This window comes from Bradyrhizobium sp. USDA 4538 (assembly GCF_024171045.1).
Taxonomy (GTDB): Bacteria; Pseudomonadota; Alphaproteobacteria; order Rhizobiales; family Xanthobacteraceae; genus Bradyrhizobium; species Bradyrhizobium australafricanum.
Genome location: NZ_JALJZE010000001.1, coordinates 417,172 through 437,149 on the forward strand (window position 1 = coordinate 417,172; position 19,978 = coordinate 437,149).

Annotated in this window: 13 protein-coding genes; 3 read left to right on the top strand and 10 right to left on the bottom strand. The window is 63.4% G+C overall.

Going from position 1 to position 19,978, the window contains the following annotated elements; genetic code table 11:
* Positions 1-217: 217 nt before the first annotated feature.
* The 9 genes from J2R78_RS01785 to J2R78_RS01825 all read right to left on the bottom strand — a co-directional run bounded on the left by J2R78_RS01785 (position 218) and on the right by J2R78_RS01825 (position 15,702).
* Positions 218-2,254, bottom strand: a complete 2,037-nt coding sequence (locus J2R78_RS01785) for a tetratricopeptide repeat protein (protein ID WP_253609494.1) — start codon at positions 2,252-2,254, stop codon at positions 218-220.
* Complete coding sequence (locus tag J2R78_RS01790; protein WP_076833256.1) at positions 2,251-3,597, bottom strand: HlyD family type I secretion periplasmic adaptor subunit; 1,347 nt, start codon at positions 3,595-3,597, stop codon at positions 2,251-2,253. Before J2R78_RS01790 ends, J2R78_RS01785 begins: the two co-directional genes overlap by 4 nt.
* Complete coding sequence (locus J2R78_RS01795; RefSeq protein WP_057020230.1) at positions 3,587-5,821, bottom strand: peptidase domain-containing ABC transporter; 2,235 nt, start codon at positions 5,819-5,821, stop codon at positions 3,587-3,589. The genes J2R78_RS01790 and J2R78_RS01795 overlap by 11 nt, the downstream gene beginning before the upstream one ends.
* A 195-nt stretch (positions 5,822-6,016) precedes the next feature.
* Positions 6,017-6,631 carry a methyltransferase domain-containing protein gene (locus J2R78_RS01800; protein WP_141340804.1) on the bottom strand — a complete coding sequence of 205 codons (615 nt, stop codon included), beginning with the start codon at positions 6,629-6,631 and terminating at the stop codon, positions 6,017-6,019.
* A 459-nt stretch (positions 6,632-7,090) separates the two neighbouring features.
* A complete protein-coding gene (locus J2R78_RS01805) occupies positions 7,091-8,362 on the bottom strand; it encodes a calcium-binding protein (protein WP_253609495.1) in 1,272 nt (423 codons plus the stop codon).
* 668 nt (positions 8,363-9,030) lie between these two features.
* Positions 9,031-10,185, bottom strand: coding sequence for a glycosyltransferase (locus J2R78_RS01810; protein WP_253609496.1), 1,155 nt, complete (start codon positions 10,183-10,185; stop codon positions 9,031-9,033).
* On the bottom strand, positions 10,182-12,170 hold the full coding sequence (locus J2R78_RS01815) for an alginate lyase family protein (RefSeq protein WP_253609497.1): 1,989 nt from the start codon (positions 12,168-12,170) through the stop codon (positions 10,182-10,184). Before J2R78_RS01815 ends, J2R78_RS01810 begins: the two co-directional genes overlap by 4 nt.
* A 1-nt stretch (position 12,171) precedes the next feature.
* On the bottom strand, positions 12,172-14,352 hold the full coding sequence (locus J2R78_RS01820) for a Gfo/Idh/MocA family oxidoreductase (protein WP_253609498.1): 2,181 nt from the start codon (positions 14,350-14,352) through the stop codon (positions 12,172-12,174).
* A 111-nt stretch (positions 14,353-14,463) separates the two neighbouring features.
* Positions 14,464-15,702, bottom strand: coding sequence for a glycosyl hydrolase (locus J2R78_RS01825; protein ID WP_253609499.1), 1,239 nt, complete (start codon positions 15,700-15,702; stop codon positions 14,464-14,466).
* A gap of 117 nt (positions 15,703-15,819) precedes the next feature.
* Here J2R78_RS01825 and J2R78_RS01830 point away from each other — a divergent pair, with 117 nt between their 5' ends.
* The 3 genes from J2R78_RS01830 (at position 15,820) to J2R78_RS01840 (ending at position 19,241) form a co-directional block, all read left to right on the top strand.
* A complete protein-coding gene (locus J2R78_RS01830; protein ID WP_225641875.1) occupies positions 15,820-17,124 on the top strand; it encodes a glycosyltransferase family 4 protein in 1,305 nt (434 codons plus the stop codon).
* Positions 17,125-17,202: 78 nt separating this feature from the next.
* Complete coding sequence (locus J2R78_RS01835) at positions 17,203-18,513, top strand: nucleotide sugar dehydrogenase (protein ID WP_253609500.1); 1,311 nt, start codon at positions 17,203-17,205, stop codon at positions 18,511-18,513.
* Between the two features lie 8 nt (positions 18,514-18,521).
* Positions 18,522-19,241 carry a bifunctional 2-polyprenyl-6-hydroxyphenol methylase/3-demethylubiquinol 3-O-methyltransferase UbiG gene (locus J2R78_RS01840; protein WP_253609501.1) on the top strand — a complete coding sequence of 240 codons (720 nt, stop codon included), beginning with the start codon at positions 18,522-18,524 and terminating at the stop codon, positions 19,239-19,241.
* A 21-nt stretch (positions 19,242-19,262) separates the two neighbouring features.
* Here the strand turns inward: J2R78_RS01840 and J2R78_RS01845 are convergent, their stop codons facing one another.
* A complete protein-coding gene (locus J2R78_RS01845; protein WP_253609502.1) occupies positions 19,263-19,934 on the bottom strand; it encodes a class I SAM-dependent methyltransferase in 672 nt (223 codons plus the stop codon).
* Positions 19,935-19,978 lie beyond the last annotated feature (44 nt).

A 19,978-nucleotide genomic window follows, 5' to 3' on the forward strand; every position in this document is an offset into this window, starting at 1 on the left:
TTGATCCTTATCGATCACACAACCAGAGGTACAATGAACATTTCTTCCGCGAACGCAACATTAGCGCAATCTCTCTGTCGTCGATGTGAAAACCATTGTTAGTTCTGCCTAGATTGTCACGCGGACTTGCCCGCTTCCGTGCCTTCGCGCTCAAAAACAAAGCTGTCCATCATCTCTGCCGTTGCCTGCGCGCGACGCGATTCCGCCTCCAACAATCTCAGCCAACGCTCTCGCCCATTGCCTGCAGACGACGTCGCGCGCCTTCGTTGTTCTGCTGTGCCGCTTGTCGATACCAGTACAGCGCCTGATCGCGATCCTGTGCGACGCCGTTGCCGGCGCGCAGCGCATCGCCAATTGCGAGTTGGGCTTCGATCATGCCCTGCTTCGCAGCGGCCTCGAACCATTCGGCCGCCTTCGCCGGATCGGCATCGCGGCCCTGTCCCCGGCCCAGCATCACGGCAAGGTTGTATTGCGCCGTCGTATGGCCCTGGCGCGCCGCCGCCTCGTACCACGTGACGCCGTTGGCGAGGTCCTGCTCGACGCCTTGTCCGGTGCAATACATCACCGCAAGCTTGAACTGCGCCGCAGCGTTGCCGCCGTCCGCGGCCTTGACGATCCAGCCGGCGGCGGCCTGCGGATCCTTGAGGCCGCTCTTGGGATCGGAATACAGTAGCGCCAAAGTGTGCTGGGCTTCGACGTGACCGGCGCTTGCCGCACGTTTGAACCATTGGGCTGCGGCTGGAAGGTCGATGGCGCCGCCGGATCTTCCCATGTGAAGCCCGCCCAGCTGAAATGCCGCAGCCGGATGGCCCGCCTCGGCAGCGTCGGTCAGCAGCGCACGTGCTTGCGCAAGACGCTCCGCGGACGGTTCATCCTGGATAAGAAACATCGCATAGGCCGTCTTCGCATCGGCATCGCCGCCGTCGGCCGCCTTGCTGAGCCACTCCGCCGCACGCGCTTGATCGCGCGGCACGCCGTTGCCCGCCGAGTAGAGCCGGCCGAGCTGCACGCCTGCGGCGCTAATGCCTCCCTCGGACGCGCGCTCGAACCACTTGATCGCAGTGGCGACATCGCGCGCCACGCCCCTGCCATTGAGATAGAACACCGCAATGTTGTGGGCCGCCGTGGCATGGCCGCCCTCCGCCGCACGCTCGAACCATTTCGCAGCCTGGCGAATGCTGGGCGGAACGCCGGTGCCGGTGGCATAGAAGCGTCCGGTCAGGAACTGCGCCTGCGTATCGCCGCGCTCGGCCGCCTTCTCGTACCAATACGCAGCCTCGCGCAGATCCGGCTCGGCGGCAGTCCCGAGCGCATAGAACTCAGCGAGCGCCTGGATCGCCGGCAGGAAGTCCTTCCGCGCCGCCTTGCGCAATGCGGTCTCGGCCCTGTCGAGATCCTTGACAGCCCCTTTGCCGCTCAACCGCAACAGCGCAATGTTGTAGAGCGCGATCGTATCGTCATGCGCAGCGGCGCTCTGGAACAGCCGTGCGGCCTCTTCGACATTTTCGGGGAGCCCGGTACCCTTGAGGCACATGAAAGCCAGCGCAACCTGTGCGCGAACATGTCCCTGTTCCGCGGCCTTGTGATACCAGATCGCGGCCTCCGCGAAATCGACGGGAACGCCCCGCCCCTGATAATACACATCGCCAAGCGCGAACTCACCGGCCGCCGCCTTCTGCTCGGCCGCGGCCTCGTACCAGCGCAGGGCGGCAGCGTGATCTTTCGTGCAGCCTTGCCCGTTGGCGTACATATCGCCAAGGATCGCTTGCGCCTCCGCTTTGCCGGCCTCCGCCGCCACCGATAACCAGAGGAACGCGGCGTCGATATCCCTGGGCACGCCGATTCCGTTCGGGAAAACCAGATCGTGGAGGTTGACCGCCTTGTCGCCCAGACGCGCCGCAGTGGATTGCCGCCACATCTCTGGCCTGTTCGGTCCAACCGTGGCGTTGACGCCGTTGAAGTAGATCAAGCCAAGCTGGAATTGGGCTTCGGTATGTCCCTTCAGGGCGGCGCGTTCGTACCACGCGACCGCATCCGGAAGGCTGCCGATAACGCCCTCGTTCCGCGCATAGAGCAGCCCGATCCGGTAATCCGCCTCCGGATCGCCGGCTTGCGAGGCGAGCCGCCAAAACCGCAACGCCTCGAGATATTGCTGGTTCTCGTACGCCTCCAGCCCCCGTTCAAACGGCTTCGAGTCTGAACGGGACGAGCCGGGGCGCAGCAAGTCGAGAAGGGAACGCGTCGATACCGTCATGGCTCGCGCATTGCTTCTTTTGCGCTGCGCAGCATGCCGCCGAGCAGATACATCGCCACCGAGCGGGTGCCGACATTGACATCACCCTGCAGCGTCATGCCGGGGATGAGGCGGAAGGTCTTCGGAACATCCTTGAAGTTGGTCTGGTCGACCGAACACCTCGCCTTATAGAAGGCGTCGACAGGCTTTCCATCATCGTCGTTCGTGAAGGCGCCTTCGCTGATCCAGCGAATCTTGCCTTCGGCCGTACCGTGCTCCGCCGCGTTGAACGCATCGACCTTCATCGTGCAGGGGTCGTTGGGCCGGACGAAGCCGACGTCGCGAGACAGGATCTGGATCTCCGCCTCGAGCCGCGTCTTGAGCGGCATCAGCGTGATGAAGGGATCACCCGGCTTCAGCACGGACCCGACCGAGAGCTTGGCGAGGGTCAAGACGACCGATGGCTCGGCAGCCGTCCACCGCACGAGGTCCTGATGCTTGATCGCCTTGTCATACTGTGAGCGGGCCGTATCAAGGTTGTTGCGCGTCGTGACCAGATCCTGGCTCAGCTGCGCGTTCCACTGCTCGGTGAAGGCGTTGCGATCCGCCTTCAAGGAATCCAGCTGGTGCTGCGCTTCCAGCAAAGTGTTGTGCGTGTTGTCGATCTGACGCAGCAGCTCCAGGCGCGTGTCCTGCGACAGATACAGGTTCAGCTTGGACCCGCTGCCGCTTTCGGCGAGCGTCGAGCGCATGTCCTCGATCTTGCCGGCGATCTCGGCACGCTGACTGTACCGCTCGTCGTCCTTCTTCGACTTCTGGATCGTCGCTTCGGTTTGGCTGATCTTGGAATCGTAGCTGTTCACCTGTGCGTGGTACTGCGCGACGCGCTGGTCGTAGAGCGCCTTTTGCAAGGAGTTGTACCTGGTGACATCAGGATCGTTGGATTGGCCGTACGACAACGGCTTTCCGGACAATTCGGCCTCGTCCCGGGCGACCTGCGCCTCAAGGCTCGCAACCTGCAGCTTGTACTGCGTGACATCGGCCGCCGTGAACGTCGAGTCCAGAGTCGCGAGCAATTGTCCCGTCTCAACCTGCTGACCTTCCCGAACATCGATCGTCTTGATGATGGACGCGTCCAAAGCCTGCAGGACGTTGATCTGATCGACGGGAACGATCTTGCCGCCCACGCTCGTGATCACGCGATCGACGCGCGTGAAGCACATGATCGCCACGACGGCGGCGAGGAACCCCACCAGGACGAACAGCGTTGCGCGGGCCAGCAACGGCTCGGCGGCCTCGCGGATCGCATCGGTCTCGGACTGGAACTGGCGAACGGTCGCGAGCGAAGCTTGATTAGGAGACAAGGGTCGGACTCCTGAAGTTCTTTTCATTGCGGCCCGCCGGCGCAAGGTGAGTGTTCTGCTGGTACCAGAGCGAGCTGTAGATGTCGTTCCGTTCAAGAAGTTCCTCATGACGACCGATATCGTCGACGACGCCGCGGTTGAGAACGAGGATCGCGTCGGCCTTCGTCAGCGACGACAGACGGTGCGAGATGATGATCAGCGTGCGGCCATGGGCAATCCGCGAAATATTCGCGTTCACGATCGTCTCGCTCTCCGCATCGAGCGCGCTGGTCGCTTCGTCCAGGATCAGAATCGGCGGATTGACGATCAGCGCTCGCGCGATCGCGAGGCGCTGGCGCTGGCCTCCGGAAAGATTCGTGGATCCCTCGTAGATATAGGTCTCATAGCCTCGCGGCAGCTTGTCGATGAATTCCTCGGCACCGGCCAATCGCGCCGCCCTGACGATGTCATCGAAGGTCGCATCGGGCTTTGCGGCCGCAATATTCTCGCGGATCGTGCCGCTGAACAGGAAGTTCTCCTGCAGCACGACGCCGACGTTGCGCCGGAGATGGTCGACGTCGTATTCGCGGACATCGATACCGTCGACCTTGATCAGTCCGCCATAGTCGGAGTGCAGGCGTTGCAATAGCCGCGTGATCGTGGTCTTGCCCGAGCCGCTCTTGCCCATCACGCCCAGCGTCGTACCGAGCGGAATCTCGAAGGAAATATTGTTGAGCGCCGGCGACACCGCGCCCTTGTACTTGAACGTGACGCCGGAGAATTCGACCAGCCCCTTCAGCGGGACCCTCACACCATGGCCGGAGCGTCCCTCCTCGGCCGGCTGATTCACCAGCCTGCCGACGATCGTGACCGCGGTGCGCGCCTCGTCATATTGGTTGATGAGCTGGGCCATCTGCATCAGGGGGCCGGCAACGCGCTGCGACAGCATCAGAAAGGCAAACAGCGCGCCAACATAGACCGGATCGCCACTCGACACGGCCATGTAGACGCCGAACGCATAGGGAGCACTCACCGCCAGCCGCTCCAACGGCTTCACCAGCGTCTGGATGGCGGTTCCGGTCATGCCTTCCGCAAGCCGCGCCTTGGCGACGCGCGCCACCAGCACGTCCCACATGTGGCGCTGGCGCGCATCGAGCGCCAGCGATTTGATGGTCCGCATGCCGTTCAGGCTCTGGATCAGAAACGCTCCCTGTGCCCCTTCGGCCGCCAGGGTTGCCGAGGACTTCTTCCGATAGGCGGGCAGCATCACGATCAGCCAGGTCACGATCATCGCAGCAAAGGCAAGAACCATCAGCGTCATGAGCGGGCTGAAGAAGAACATGACGGGCAGGAAGAAGAACAGCGTCGTCGAATCGAGAATGGTCCCGAACAACTGCCCGGTCAGAAAGCCGCGAATTCGAAATACTTCGCGGATATCCCGGGAAATCAGGCCGACGGGATTCTGCTCGAAGTAGTCGATCGGCAGATTGAGCACCTTCTCGAACACGTAGGTCGACAGTTTGACGTCGAGGCGTGCCGTCAAACGCTGAACCAGATACTGCCGCAGGAACGAGAATGCCGCCTCGAACACGATGACCACGAGCATCGCAGTACACAGCACATAGAACGTGTTGTAGGCCTTGTAGAAGATAACCTTGTCCGAGAGCAGCCGCCAGAACATGATCGGTGCCAGGCCCATGAAGCCCAGGATCAGCGCCGCAATCGCGACGTCGCGCAGGATGCGCCGTTCGCGGAACAACAATGCGGTGACAAAGCCGAAGCTGAACGGCTGCGTCTCGTCGGAAATCTCATAGTCGCGCTTGGCCATGACGACGTCGCCCGACCAGATGTCCTCAAAGCGCGGCTGATCGATGACGAGCAGCGCGTCCTCGCTCGCGTTCGGATCCTGCAGGACCACCCGGGAGCTGTTCTCGTCGCCTTCGAGGCGCAGCAGCACCATGTGGCTGCCGTCGCGCAGCCGAACGATGGCCGGCAGCGCCCTCTTGAGATGGCTCAGACCCTTCCAGTCCAGCGTGACGGCCTTTGCCGTCATGCCCGAGGAATTCGCACACTTCAAAAGCTCGGCCAGCGTGACTTCCTGATCGCCCAGGAGGTTGTCGTGGATCAGCTGGGACGGGGTCAGATGCAAGCCATGCTGCCTTGCCACGATGACGAGACAAGCGAGGCCCGAAGGTGGCAGCGCCTCCACCGAAGGTGCGCCGACGAGCGAGAGGTGTTTGGTCATGGATGCCTCGAAGTTTCGACTGCGCAAGGTCCGGTCCCAGCGAGATATAACGTATCACTGTTAGTTCGCTAACGCAGCATTTTCAGCGCGTCACCCGAAAAAGATATGTTTCACGGCAGGCCGCGAAGCCAATTTCGAGCACGTTCTCGCGCGATTTAACCAGGGAACCTTATAACATTGTTTAACATCGGCAAATCACGAGTCGGCGGTCACCGTCTCCTGGAAGTCGAATCCGCAGGCCTCCAGCTGCGGCCTGATCCGCTCATCCCTGGCCTCCGGCATGAGTGCCAATGCACAGATCTCAAAATTCCCGCTCCGAACGGAAACCGTCGGAAAGCCGGCGCTGAGCAGCAGGTTTCCCATCCGCTCGGTCGAAAAGCCGGTCTTGTGCGCCATGTGATAGCGCCCCTGCTCGATCGCGCCGGAATGCCCGTAGATCATGTCCAATGGCCGGATCGGACCTGCCGGCGAGACGTAAGCGATCGCACCGAGACCGCGCGTCAACATGTGCTGCGCGACCGCCTCGAGGTCAGGAGACATGATCAGTGCGAATCCGTCCGGCTTGAGGACTTGGCGGAACTGGACGAACGTGGGGTGAACCTCATGGGCGTAGAGATGCTCCATGACATGAGAACACCAGATCGCGTCGAACGAGGCCGCCGGGAACAACCGGGCAAGATCGGTAATCGACCCGACGACGTCGGGGTTCACGCCGCCGTCGACGTCTAATCGAATCTCGTCCCATTCATGCGATGTCAGGAGCGGCTGGATGCGCTTGGTAACCGTCGATCCAGCGCCGGCATTCAGCATTTTTTTCTTGGCCAATTCGAGAGCTCCGCGAGTTCGTTAAGCGGCTGAGTTCTGCAGCGATCGTTCGTCTTGAACAAAGGTGCCAGGGCCGCAGATAGCCATCGGGCGCAGCTCCGTTGTGTCAAGCGAGCGGCACGGCTTTACAAAAGCTACGTGGTCCGAATGTGACGAACTAACTTATAACATCCATTGGCGGAAATGCCCCGGGCGGAACTTGTGATTGATTCGATGCATCCGACGCGAATCGGCCGACAAAGTTCCAATCGGGATGCGCGCATGCGCTTCCCCTTGAGGCGAGCCGTCGAACTCATCGCAGGTGCGTCATGATCATCAACGGCAGCGTATTCGATTGTTCAATTTCAATTACCCATTCCTGACGGCCATGCCGGCGATCAAAGAAAAAAGCGCCGCCTCAACCTCGGTCGGGGCGGCGCTTTCGCTTAGTGCAGACCTAGGATCTTACAGCTTGGTCGAGTTACCATCGTTGAAGATCAGGTATTCAATGTTGCTGATCTGGGTCACCTGACCATTGCTGAAGGTGATGTCCATAGAACCGTTCGATCCAGAGCTGATGTCGCTCACGTCGGTCGAAGCGTGATCCAGGAAGGTCAGGGAGTCCTTGTTGCCGCCACCGCCATCGATGGTGTCGCTGCTGGTGGCGTTGTTCAGGTAGAAGTAGTCCTGACCGGAGCCGCCAACCATCGAGGCCGTACCGGTGTCGGAGCCGACGAACGAGTCCTTGCCGTCGCCGCCGATCAGAGTCTGCGTGCCGGAGCCGGCGACCAGCGTATCGTTGCCGGAACCGCCATGCAGCGTGTCGTTGCCGGCGCCGCCATAGAGCGAGTCGTTGCCGGCACCGCCGTCGAGCGAGGTCGCGTGCGACGCATCGCTGCCCGAGTAGAGCACGTCCTTGCCGTTGCCGCCGAACTCAGCAGCAGTCTGGGCACCGCCGACAAGGAGATCATTGCCGTTGCCGCCATGCAGCGTGTCGACACCGGAACCGCCATACAGCGAGTCGTTGCCGGCGCCGCCGTCCAGACTGTCGTTGCCCGCACCACCGTACAGCGCATCGTTGCCCTTGCCGCCATCCAGCGTGCTGGAATTGCCGGCGGTGCTGCCGGACACCAGCACGTCCTTGCCGTCACCGCCACTCAGCTGCGACGAGCTGCCGCCGTAGAGTGTGTCGTTGCCGGAGCCACCGTTCAGGGTGTCGGCACCGGAGCCGAACAGCAAATCGTTGCCCTTGCCGCCATCCAGCGTGCTGTGACCGGAGACGTTGTCGACCAGCACGTCGTTGCCGGAGCCGGCATCGATCGAGTCGTGACCGGCACCGCCGAAGATGGTGTCGTTGCCGGAGCCGGTGAGAACCGTCGTGTCGCCGGTGTTGTTGATGAACACCTGATCGTTGCCGTGGCCGGTCGCGACCAGCACCGGGGTGCTGCCGTTCACCGTCAGCGTGACGTCCTTGTTGGTGTCCTCGATGATCGCCTTCAGGTTGGCGTCGGTGTTAACGGTGTTAATCGGGTTGGTTTCGATCAGAACATTGGCGTTCGGATCCGGGTTGGTGATCCCAGCCCCTTCCTGCACCGGAATCGTCGCGCCGTTATCCGGGCTGGTGTATCCGATCCCCGCGTTGATCAGATAGTCAAGAATCTGTTGCTGGGTCGAGTGATCGATCGTTCCGTTGATCGCGTGTTTGAGGTCCGTCTGGTCTAGATTGTAAGTCGCCATCGATGTAGCCCCTGCTTGGGATACGAGGATTCAAGCCGCTCGCCCACACATAAGCTGTTGATTCACAACTGGTTTGTTGCGACGCAACTCAAATGTGGACCCAGGTTACGAACTTGTTAAGTCCATTGTTAAGACCGTTAGGCCGGAGTGTCAATCAGCAATGCGCTGTTAACACCTGGTTCCCTGAGATTTATGTGAGACTTAGCACTACTTCCAATGCACTATAACATTGGGCGCAGGCCAATCGCCAATGTTAGCCGCGACGCAAAAAAGGGTAGCGATTATACGGGGTTTCACGGGGCCCCGGGATACCGCGGGAGCGCAGAATTTCGCTGATGCTGTGAGCGCTTCGACGCGATTTTCTGATCTGAAAAAAATATTTCTGCATCGCATGAGACGTTTTGCAAAAAAGCGTCAAACTTCGCAGCCGGCGCCCCACCGGCCAGTGTTATAGCGCCCCTTGGCAGCAGTTTGCGGGCTCGATCAAGCGAGATCCATGGAATCACCCGCAGAATCAGCGCCGTTCGACCGCAAGATCAAAAACCTGGCGCGATGCCGCTCAGACACCCTGCTGTAACAAATTAACACCAGATTTGCCGCAATATGTTAGCAACGCCGGCATGGAACCGGCGATGCCCGATCGCGGGCAGAGCGCCGACCTGCGGCGATCATCCCCCGGCGGCCCGCGCGTAGATGGCCTCGAGCAGCCGGCGGTTCTCGTCCGGCGCGTAGCGCTCGAGATAGGCGGCTCGTGCGGCCCGTCCCCATGCGGCGGTCAGTTCGGCGGCGCCGAGAACCTCACTGATCCGATTTCGGAGCGTGGCCGCGTCGCCCGGCGGCACCAGCGCGCCGGTCTTGCCGGCGCTCACCACCTCGGCAAGTCCGCCGATCTCGGAGGCGATGACCGGCGTGCCGCACGCGAAGGCCTCGACCACGACCATCGGAAATCCTTCGTACCATAGCGACGGCACCACCAATGCCCGGGCATTCGCCATTTCCCGCAGCACCTCATCGCGCGAGAGCCCGCCAAGGAACGTGACATTGCCGGACGCCCGAGCCTCCAACGCACCACGCTCCGGCCCCTTGCCCACGACGCGCAAGGGCACGCCGGTCCCCGCAACGGCCTCGAGCAGCACGCCGACGCCCTTCTCGCGGCTCAGCCGTCCAACATAGAGTAGCCCGCTGCGCGGCGTGGCTGGATCGGGCGCCCCCGGATCGACCATGAAATTCGGTTTCACGTCGATCCGGTCGGCATCGAAGCCGGCCTGCGTGAACAGGGTTTTGGCAAACTGCGTCAGCGCGATCAGGCGCAGGCCGGGACGCGTCCAGGTGCCGCGGCGCTGGTGCTGCGCGATCATGTAGGCCGACGCCATCGAGCCCGGAAGCGATCCGCGGTAGCAGCGGTGCACGACGCCCCAGAGGTGTCCGCGATCGAGGCACTTGTGGCAGATGCGGCCGTCGCGCAGCAGCATGCCGCCGGTGCAGATGCTGCGATAATTGTGCAGGGTCGCCACCGCGGGCACGCACTTTTGCCGGCAGAGATCGAACACGGCGGGCGACAGCAGCGGGAAGAAATTGTGGACGTGCACAACGTCGGGGCGAAAGCGGTCGATCGCTTCCGCCACGACCCGCTTTCCCTCCGCATTATCGGCGATCGACAGCGTGGTCGTGATGCGCGCGGGGAGCGAATTGATCGCCGCGTTGCTAACCGTGAGCGTTTCAACGCTGTGTCCTGCGGCGCGCAGCAGGTCGACTTCCGCTTCAAACACGACGTCCTCGCCGCCGCGTCCCTGATACCTGTTGTGAGCGACCAGGATCTTCATGATCCGGCCGGGTCTGAAAACCAGCGCAGCTCGGTCACCAGGTTTTGCCCGCCCGCGAGCGTACCGCAGCCGATCAAGGTCGTCGCCGGCACCTTGAGATCGAAGGACGGCGAATACCAGCCGGCCGGCATGGTCTCGTCACCCCGATACGGCACCCAGCTGAGGGCCGCCGGCAGATCGAGCTCGCCGCGCCCGCCGGGCCATGCGAGCTGCGCCCTGTGCCCTTCGAGCCTGCATTCGACCTCGGGACCGAGATGCCAGCTGAGGCTCGCCGGCACCGCAAGCCCTTCATCAGCCAGCACGGTATCGGTGACGACGAGCCGCGCCGCCCGACGCTGCAATTGCACCGAGCGGCGATGCACGACACCTGCTTCGTCGCGATATCCCGAATGCTCCGCGACCCAGTTCGCATCCGCATCGCGATCGTCCAGGCCGCTGGCTGCGACAAGCCGGCTCTGCGCATGCCTTGTCCAGAGAAACGGCCCGCCCGACCCCGACTGGTCGCGCGCGAACAGGCACAGCGTGTTGTGCGCCAGCGTGGAGCGGAAGTAGGCCCGCCATCGCGGATCGCCATGGTAGCAATAGGTGCCGGGATCGGCGAAGATCTCCGCACCGCCGATCCTGCATTCGAGCGACAGCGCGTCCGCATGGGCGTGAGCGGCAATGCGGCCGAAGCCATGCGGGCCATGGTCACAACGGCACCACACAGCCTTGTCGGAATCGATCAGAAAGGTCTGTCCCGCCCCTTCGAGCAGATGCGGGCGGCGCTTGGGCCGCCCGGCGATCGCACGGGCCTCGATGCCGTCGGTGAGCACAAAGCTGCGCAGATCGGGCTCCGGCGATGTGGGCCACCATGGCAGAGCGCCGAACAGGCGCGCGCCGCTGGCGAGCAAGCCGAGCCAGCGATTGCCGGCGTGATCGTCGAGCAACAGGCCGATGCCGTCGTCGCCATCGCCCTGCCGCGGCGGATGACCGCGATCGTCCAGCATCGCAGCAATGACGTCGCTCATGCGGCACATCGTGGTCCACACTGCATCGCCAAGCGGATGTCCGGAGGACTCGCCCTGCACTGCCGCCGCCAGCAGCAGTTCGAGAACAAAGCCATGATAATCGGTCGCGAGCTCGCTGTTGCTGCCGCAGGCAAGCGTCTGCGCAACGGCTTCGTGCGCCAGTGTGGCGGCCGATTGCTCGCGCCATCGCGCACTGTCCTGGAAGAACGGAAACACGCAAGCCGCCACGAACTGCCCGGCAGCCTCCGCGATGAGGTGGTTGTTGGCCGAGGAGCCACGGCTTGGGAACTGCGACAGCCAGTATTGATGCGCATAGAGTTGCGTCAGGAACAGTTCGTTGTCCTCGAACAGCGCGGCAGCGCCGGGCCAGTTCTGCAGCAGCTGACGTACCCAGGCCCATGAGATCAGCCGCACGCCAAGCTCGATGCCGCTGATCCAGTGCGGGCCGCGCGGGAACGGATTTTCGCGCCACCAGTTCACCAGATGCTCGGCCGCGCGCCTGGCGTAGCGCTCGTCGGAGCTCAGGTAATACGCGGCCGCGAGCACCGTGAGATGGTGGTGACGCGACGGCTCCCAGATGTATTTGATGTTTCCGACCGCGGTTTCGTCACGATAGGGAACCGCGAATGCGTGCACGCCGGCCGGCGCCCGCTTGCCGCTTCTGATATCGACGAACCAGTCGGGCCGTTCGCCGAGGGCCCCATGATCCCTGGCGAAAATCCGCCAGTGCCCGGCGAGAATCCGATCGGAGCTCTGGATCAGCCGTTCGGCGGCCTGTTGCGGAGCGCTGGCCCGCGAAGGCAGCGGCTTCAGGCGCGGCTGCCGCGGGCCGGCAGCGAGCCTGGCGCCGGCACGCCGCGCGATATCGGGCGGAGTGATCCGCCAGAGCAAATGCAGCACCTGGTCGTTCACCCGCCCCGCAAGCTCGGACGGCTCCATGCGCTGCAGCCTGCGCAGATACCAGGCCGGATTCATCTCACGCCGTCGAGGCGCGCGCGACGCGCTGCTCTGCCGCGCCGACCGTCAGATCGATCGGCATCCCGGCGGCCGCGCTTTCCTGCACGGCAAGCGTTGCGCGTGTGGTCGCCAGCAACCCGTCGAGCGCGATCGGCATCGCGGCGCCCGATGCGACCGCGGCGATGAAGGCATCCAGCATCGGCCGCTGGCCCTTGTCGAGCCGCGCTGTCTTCGCCGTGCGCTGTCCGGCGTGCCAGACCTCGAAGCCCGAGAAATTGTCGAAGGCGGCAAAACCCGTGCTTGCCGATATCTCGAGCGCTTCCTTCGGCACCCGCGGATCGCCGCCGGTGAGATAGCTGAGACTCGCGACCGAACCGTCGGCAAAATCGAAGGTGGCGACGAGATTGTCGACGTCCTTGGTCGCCGTGCTCGCGGAGACACGCACCGGCTCGGCGCCGAGCCACCAGCACAACACGTCGATGAAATGGCCGCCCTCGCCGACGAAGCGGCTGCCTTCGCTCTCGGCCTGCAGATACCAGGACGATTTCTCCAGCGGCCCGGCGATGACGCGATATTGCAGGGTCTGCGGTCCTGCCGGCGCGAACGCCGCGCGCATGCCCTGCAGCAGCGGCGAAAAGCGGCGGTTGAAGCCGACCATCAGCCGGCTGTTGCCGGTTTCCCGGATCACCTGCTCCAATCGATCGAGCGAGCTTGTATCGATCGCCAAGGGCTTCTCGACAAACACCGCCTTGCCGGCGCGCAGCGCCTGCGTCGCGAGGTCGGCATGGGAGGCATGGCGCGTTGCGATCAGCACGGCATCGATGTCGTCGGCGCCGAGCACCGAGGCCGCATCCGTCGAGGCACGCGCGAAGCCGAACTTGCGGACCGCCGTGGCGCCGCTCAGGCCGGTATTGGTGGCGACCTCGACGAGATCGACGCGCTGGTTATTCGCAAGCTGCGGCAACAGCATGCTGGAGGCATAATTGCCGGCGCCGATGACGCCGAGCCGCACCCGGCCGCTGCGCAGGGCAACCGCCGGACGATAGGTCATCTGCATCGCGCGGGGAGCGGCGTCCGGATAGGCGAACACCATGCCGAGACCGACCTCGCCACGGCTCATGCGCTCGAACGCCGACGTCGCCTGCTCCAGCGGCACCGTTTCGGAAATCAGCGAGGAAAAATCGAGCCGCCCGTCGGCGAGCAGCGCGACGATCGCCTCCATATTGCGCTTCTCGGTCCAGCGCACATGACCGATCGGATAATCGATGCCGCCCTCCTCATAGAGCGGATCGTAGCGGCCGGGGCCGTAGGAGCGCGAGAAGCGCACGTCGAGCTCCTTGTCGTAGAATTCGCTCCACGGCAGGTTCAGCGTGCATTTGCCGATATCGACAATGCGGCCGCGGTCGCGCAGCAGCGCCGCCGAACGCGACGCGAGATCGGGATCGTCGCTGCCTGCGGTGATGAACACGCAATCGACGCCGTTGCCTGCGGTCAGCTGGTCGATCCGGGCGCGGAATTCGGCCGCGGCATCATCCGATGCGACGGCACAGACCGCGGCGCCAGCAGCCTCCGCCTGCCGGCATCGCGCCTCCAGCCTGTCGAGCCCGACGACCACGACACCGGCGCTGCGCAGCAGCCGCACCATGATCTGCCCGATCAGGCCAAGGCCGATCACGCAGGCGGTCTCGCCGAAACGGATCTCCGACTGGCGCATCGCCTGCAGCGCGATCGAGGCGATCGTGGTGAATGCGGCCTGGTCCAGCGCAGCGCTGTCCGGCAGCGGCACGCAGAGGTTCACCGGCACCCAATTATATTCGGCGTGGGTTGCATATTGATTGCCGCCGCAGCAGACACGCTGTCCGACCGAGAAGCCGCCGACGCCCTCGCCCACTTCCACGACGGTGCCCGACAGCGAGTAGCCGAGCGGCGTGTAGGAATCGAGGCGGTTCATCACCTTCTGATAGGTCGCAAGCAACCCCTGCTGACGGACCGAGCTCACCACCTTGGCCACCTGGTCGGGTCGCGCGCGCGCCTTGCCGAGCAGCGACAGGCGGCCTTCGGTGAACTTCATCATCTCGGTGCCGGTCGACACCGCGGAAAACGCCGTGCGCACCAAAACCCCGCCGGGGCGGCAGCGCGGCGCCGGCACATCGATCAGCTTGAGCTCGCCGCTCTTATAGTTTTGCGCGATCTGCTTCACAGTCGGTCAATCGCCTCAAGTTAACAGCGCTCCTTGTATCGCGCCCAACGCCCGCAATGAAGCCAAGAACATCGTCATAATTGTCTCATTGCCGGGGACTTAACATTGTTATCATTCCAGCAACAGGACCGGTTTTGGCGAGATCTCGACCTCGCCGTTGGCGACAGGCCCTTCGCCGCCGTCGAGGCCCTCGTAAAGGCTGAAACGCGGGTCGGCCCGGTAAACGGACCGGCCCTTAGTGGTCCAGAGGATCAAGCCGTTACGGCCATCCGGCATGCGAAGCTCGACGCGCCAGGTCGTCGGCGACGTCCTGCCTGCGGCCACGACACTTGCACCGACCAGCCAGGACTGGATCGTGCGGTAGGCAATTCCGCTCGGAAGCAGCCCGCCCGCCGGGTCCCATAATTTTCCAAAGTCGCTGCCGCCTCCGGCAAACTCGTACCAATAGAACCGGTCGACGCCGCTGATCCATTTCAGGATGTAGGCGCGTGCCAGACACCCGTCTGGATTGTCCTCATAGGACGACCAGCCGGCCTCGGTGTCCCAGATCGGCCTCGCGGACAGGTCGTGCGCGGCAAGGATTTTCCTGAAGCGCGCAATGATTCCAATCACCGCCTCGGGTTCGCTCGTATAGCCGTGAAAGGCGAACACATCGGCATATTGTCCGCCGCCTTGCGCCATGAAGGCCTGCTGCCAGCGATATCCGTCCGGCGTGCCGTTGGACGGCGGTGTCAGCACGGTCAAGGTGGGATCGCTGGCTTTAATGATCTCGTAGGCCCGCTTCTGCAGCTGGACCATGGTCGCGATATCGCCCGAGTAATATTTGGGATCCTCGGGCTCGTTCCAGATTTCCCAGTATTTGATGCGGCCGGCGGCGCGCGCCACGGCCGCGCGCACCCAGTCGTCCCATGACGCGAGATCGGCCGGCGGTGAGCTTGCACCGGGCGTGAACGCCGGCGGCGCATCCTTCACCGACGCGGCCCAGCGCGGCGTATAGGCGAGATTGAGAACGATCTCGACGTGTTCTCGCTCGGCCGCCGCCAGGATGGCGTCGAAGCGCGCCCAATTGTAGATGCCGGGCGCCGGGTTGATCTGCGCCCAGTAGATCGCGCCCCACAGCCGAACGCCGTCGAATTTGAGCTCAGGCCATGGCTGTGACTGCCCGATCGCATTGATGGTCATGCCGAAAAGCGTCGGCGGGATCACCGCGTTCACGCGGCTCGCACTCAGCGCATCGCTTGACGTCGAACCATTCCACTGCAGCGGCCATTTGTAGGCCAGCGGCAGCAGCGCGCTCAAAACCAGCGCAATCAATGCCCTTTGGCCCCAATCCCTCACTCTGCCTGCCATGTCCCTGTCTCGTCGCCGTCACATCGGTGCCGGGATTGCATAGTGGAAGCCGCGCATGTTAATGCCGATGTTAGTCGGATTGTGATGTTGTTAGGTCAATGGTATAGATCATCTCAGATGTCGAGAGCTGAACCATCACCGCGGCGGATCCTGTTCATCGTCGAGAACCTTCCGGTTCCTTTCGATCGCAGGGTGTGGTGCGAAGCAACGTCGCTGCGCAAGGCGGGCTATGAAGTTTCTGTGATCTGCCCGAAGGGGCGGGGTCATGACGAGTCCTACGAATGCCTCGAGGGCATTCACATTTATCGCCATCCGATGCCGGTGGAAGCGCGCGGGATCGCCGCCTACCTGATCGAATATCCGGTTGCGCTGTTCTGGGAAACGCTGCTCGCGATCAAGGTGGCGTGGAAGCACGGCTTCGACGTGATCCAGGGCTGCAATCCGCCCGACCTCATCTTCCTGATCGGCCTGTTGTTCAAACTCGGCGGCAAGCGCTTCGTGTTCGATCATCACGACGTCAATCCCGAGCTCTACGAAGCAAAATTCGGCCGCAAGGACTTGTTCTGGCAGCTGCTGCGGCTGGTCGAATATCTCACCTTCAAGACGGCGAGCATCTCGATCGCGACCAACGAATCCTATCGCGAGATCGCGATCACGCGCGGCGGCATGCCGGCCAACCGGGTTTTCGTGGTGCGATCCGGCCCTAATCTCGACCGGGTGCGCTCGCGGCCGGCCGATCCGGCCTGGCGCCGTGGCCGGCGCTACAGCGTCGGCTATGTCGGCGTGATCGGCCAGTCGGAAGGCATCGATCTCTTGCTGCAGTCGATCGGCCACATCGTGCACGATCTCGGCCGCACCGACATCCAGTTCAACATCGCCGGCACCGGGCCGGAGTGGAATGCGGTGGTCAAGCTCTGCGAGGAGATGCAGCTCTCCGATTACGTGAACTTCACCGGCGCCATCGCGGATGACGCGCTGTTCACGATGCTCTCGACCGCTGACGTCTGCGTCAATCCGGACCGCGTCACGCCGATGAACGACATCTCCACCATGAACAAGATCATGGAGTACATGGCGCTCGGACGGCCGATCGTTCAGTTCGACGTTCGCGAAGGCCGCCGCTCGGCACTCGACGCCTCGCTCTATGCTGCGAAGAACGACCGGAGAGATTTCGCCAGCAAGATCATTACGTTGATCGACGATCCGGCATTGCGGCAGACGATGGGGGCATTTGGCCGTAACCGCGTCGAGCGCGCGCTGTCGTGGACGCATGAGGAGCCGAAGCTGCTCGCGGCCTATGAGGCGTTGTTCGCCGGGAAGGTCCCCGTACAAAGCCGTGCACCGCGCGCGCATGCCCCCGCCGAGCGGCCGACCTCGCAAACTTCCAGCGCGAACGCAGCCGCCGGGCGGGTATCGTCTTGAACGCGCAGCCGCCTCACTCACGTCAAACGCGACGCGGCTGCGGCCACGCGCACGTCCTGGATTGTTGAAGGTCGAAGCATGAACGTCAGCATTTTCGGCCTCGGCTATGTCGGAACGGTGTGCGCCGCCTGCTTCACCGAACTCGGCCACCAGATCATCGGCGTCGACAAGAGCGTTGCGAAGGTCGACCTGATCCGCGGAGGCAGGTCGCCGGTCGTCGAGCCGGGCATCTCGGACAAGGTGGCGCGCGCGGTGGCAACCGGTCAGCTGACCGCGACCACCGACGCCACCGAAGCGATCGTCAACAGCGACATATCGATGGTCTGCGTCGGCACGCCCTCGTCCGGCAACGGCAACCTCGACCTGACCGCGATCCGACAGGTCGCGATCGAGATCGGCCGCGGACTGCGCGCCAAGAACGCGCCGCACACCGTGACGATCCGCTCCACCGTGCTGCCTGGCACCACCCGCGGCACCGTCGGGCCGCTGATCGAGGAAGCCTCCGGCAACAGGATCGGACGCGATTTCGACCTTGCGTTCAATCCCGAGTTCCTGCGCGAGGGCAGCGCGATTGCGGATTTCAACGCGCCGTCCAAGACCGTGGTCGGCGCTTTCAATCAGGAAACCGCCGACCGCGTCATGGCGCTCTACAAGGACCTGCCGGGCGCCAAGATCACGCCGCTGGTCGAGACCGCGGAACTGGTGAAATATGTCGACAACAGCTGGCATGCGCTCAAGGTCAGCTTTGCCAACGAGATCGGCACGATTGCGAAGACGCTCGGCATCGACGGGCGCGACGTCATGAACATCTTCATGCAGGACACAAGGCTCAACATCTCGCCGGCCTATTTGCGGCCAGGCTTTGCGTTCGGCGGCTCCTGCCTGCCCAAGGACGTCAAGGCGCTGAAGCACCTTGCACACAGCCGCGGACTGTCGACGCCGGTGCTCGAGAGCATCCTGCCGAGCAATGACATGATCATGTCGCGCGGCGCCGACTGGATCCTGTCGCATGAGGGCCGCCGCATCGCGTTCCTCGGCATCAGCTTCAAGGCCGGCACCGACGACGTCCGCGACAGTCCCTTCGTGAGGCTGGTGAAGAGCCTGCGCGGCGAGCGGCGCGACATCCGGATCTACGACCCCAATGTGCAGCTCTCGCAACTGATCGGCGCCAACCGGGATTTCCTGATGCGCAATCCGGAGCTGGTCGGCTTGTTGAACGACGACGTGACGGCAACCATCGAGTGGGCCGACATTATTGTGCTGACGACGGCGGATCCGCGCTTCGTTGCGGCGCTGACGGCGACCCGTCCCGACCAGGTCGTGCTCGAACTGTCGGAGATCGGATTGCCCGAGCAGGTGCGCGCCAAAGTGAGCGGCTTTCACTGGTAGGGAATATCATGGCCACCATGGGCCAGACCCGCGAGCGACCCGAAATCCGCTTTCACGACGAGATTTCGTCGGGATGGGAGACGCTGCATCAGAGCCGCACCTTCAAGGCGCGGACGGCCGCGATGTTCGGCCTGCTCGGGAACGCGGACCTCAATGGGCAGCGCTGGCTCGACGCCGGTTGCGGCACCGGAACGCTATCCCGCCTGCTCGCCGCACGCGGTTGCGACGTCACCGGCGTCGACGCATCATCGGAGATGATTGCGGCGGCACACGGCCGCCGCGCCGGCGGCGCGCTCGCCGCGCGCCTCACATTTCAGCAGATCCCGACCATCGCAAGCCTGCCATTTCCCGATCGATCCTTCGACGGCGCGCTGTGCGCGAGCGTGTTGGAATATGTTCCCGACGCGGCGCAGTGCCTCGCCGAGATGCATCGCGTGCTCAGGCCTCGCGGGTTTTTGCTGCTCTCCATCCCCAACCGCGGATCGCTGCTGCGCCGGAGCTACAAGCTCGCGCATGCGGCCTCTTCACGCGTGTCGGCGCGGCCGCTGTTTCGCTATCTCGCGTTCTCCAAATTCGACACCTCGCCGGCGGCCATGCAGGATCTGCTGCGACAACCCGGCTTCACGATGCTGGGGAGCAGCTTTGCCGGCTCCCCGCTCCCGCCGGTGCTCGATCGCCAGGCGACGGTCGGCACGCTGATCAACGTCCTGGCCCGGCGCGACGATTGACCTGGCAGGCGGATAGCTGCCTCAGGCCTTGATCGCCATCAGCGATTTGGTCATGCCGAGATAGCGTTCGCGATAGATCTTCGCGTCCGGAAACGTTTCGGTCATCTCGCGCCAGTCGAACAGGTGCCAGTCGGGCGCGGTGCGCTTGAACCAAAAGCGGTTGAATATACTGATCAGCGCGATCTGCAGCCGCCTCGGCAGCAGGACGATGATGCCCGGCAGCCAGGTATGGCTTTCGATCGGAAAGTACCGGTACGGCGTCTGCACGTAGAAGGACTTCGCGACCCGCGAGATCTCGCCCGCAAAACGGTTCTGATGCTCGCGCGCGATGCTCTGAAACGCCGCTTCGTCCTCGATCGTCACGACATCCTGCTTCGGCCCGGTGACATGCTCGATCACCGACGAGCAGAAGCAGAAGTCGAACGCCTGATCGTCGAACGGCAGGCGCTCGGTCTCCCGCAGCAACACCGTCTTGAAGCCGAAGCGCTCGCGCGCGGCATTCAGATCGTCGGCCGATATGTCGCAAACCGTGATGTCGGTATGGCGAGGCAGGATCGCGCGAATGTGCCGGCCGGTGCCACCGCCAAGATCGAGGATTTTCGCATCGAGCGGCAGGTTCACGGTGCGGACGAGGAATTCGCCGCGCCGCTGGCGCGCCGCATTGGAAAATCGAGCTTGAATCGTACCCAGCAAGGTCAGTCTCCTGCTACCGGTCGGTCCGGTCTGGCACGGCATGC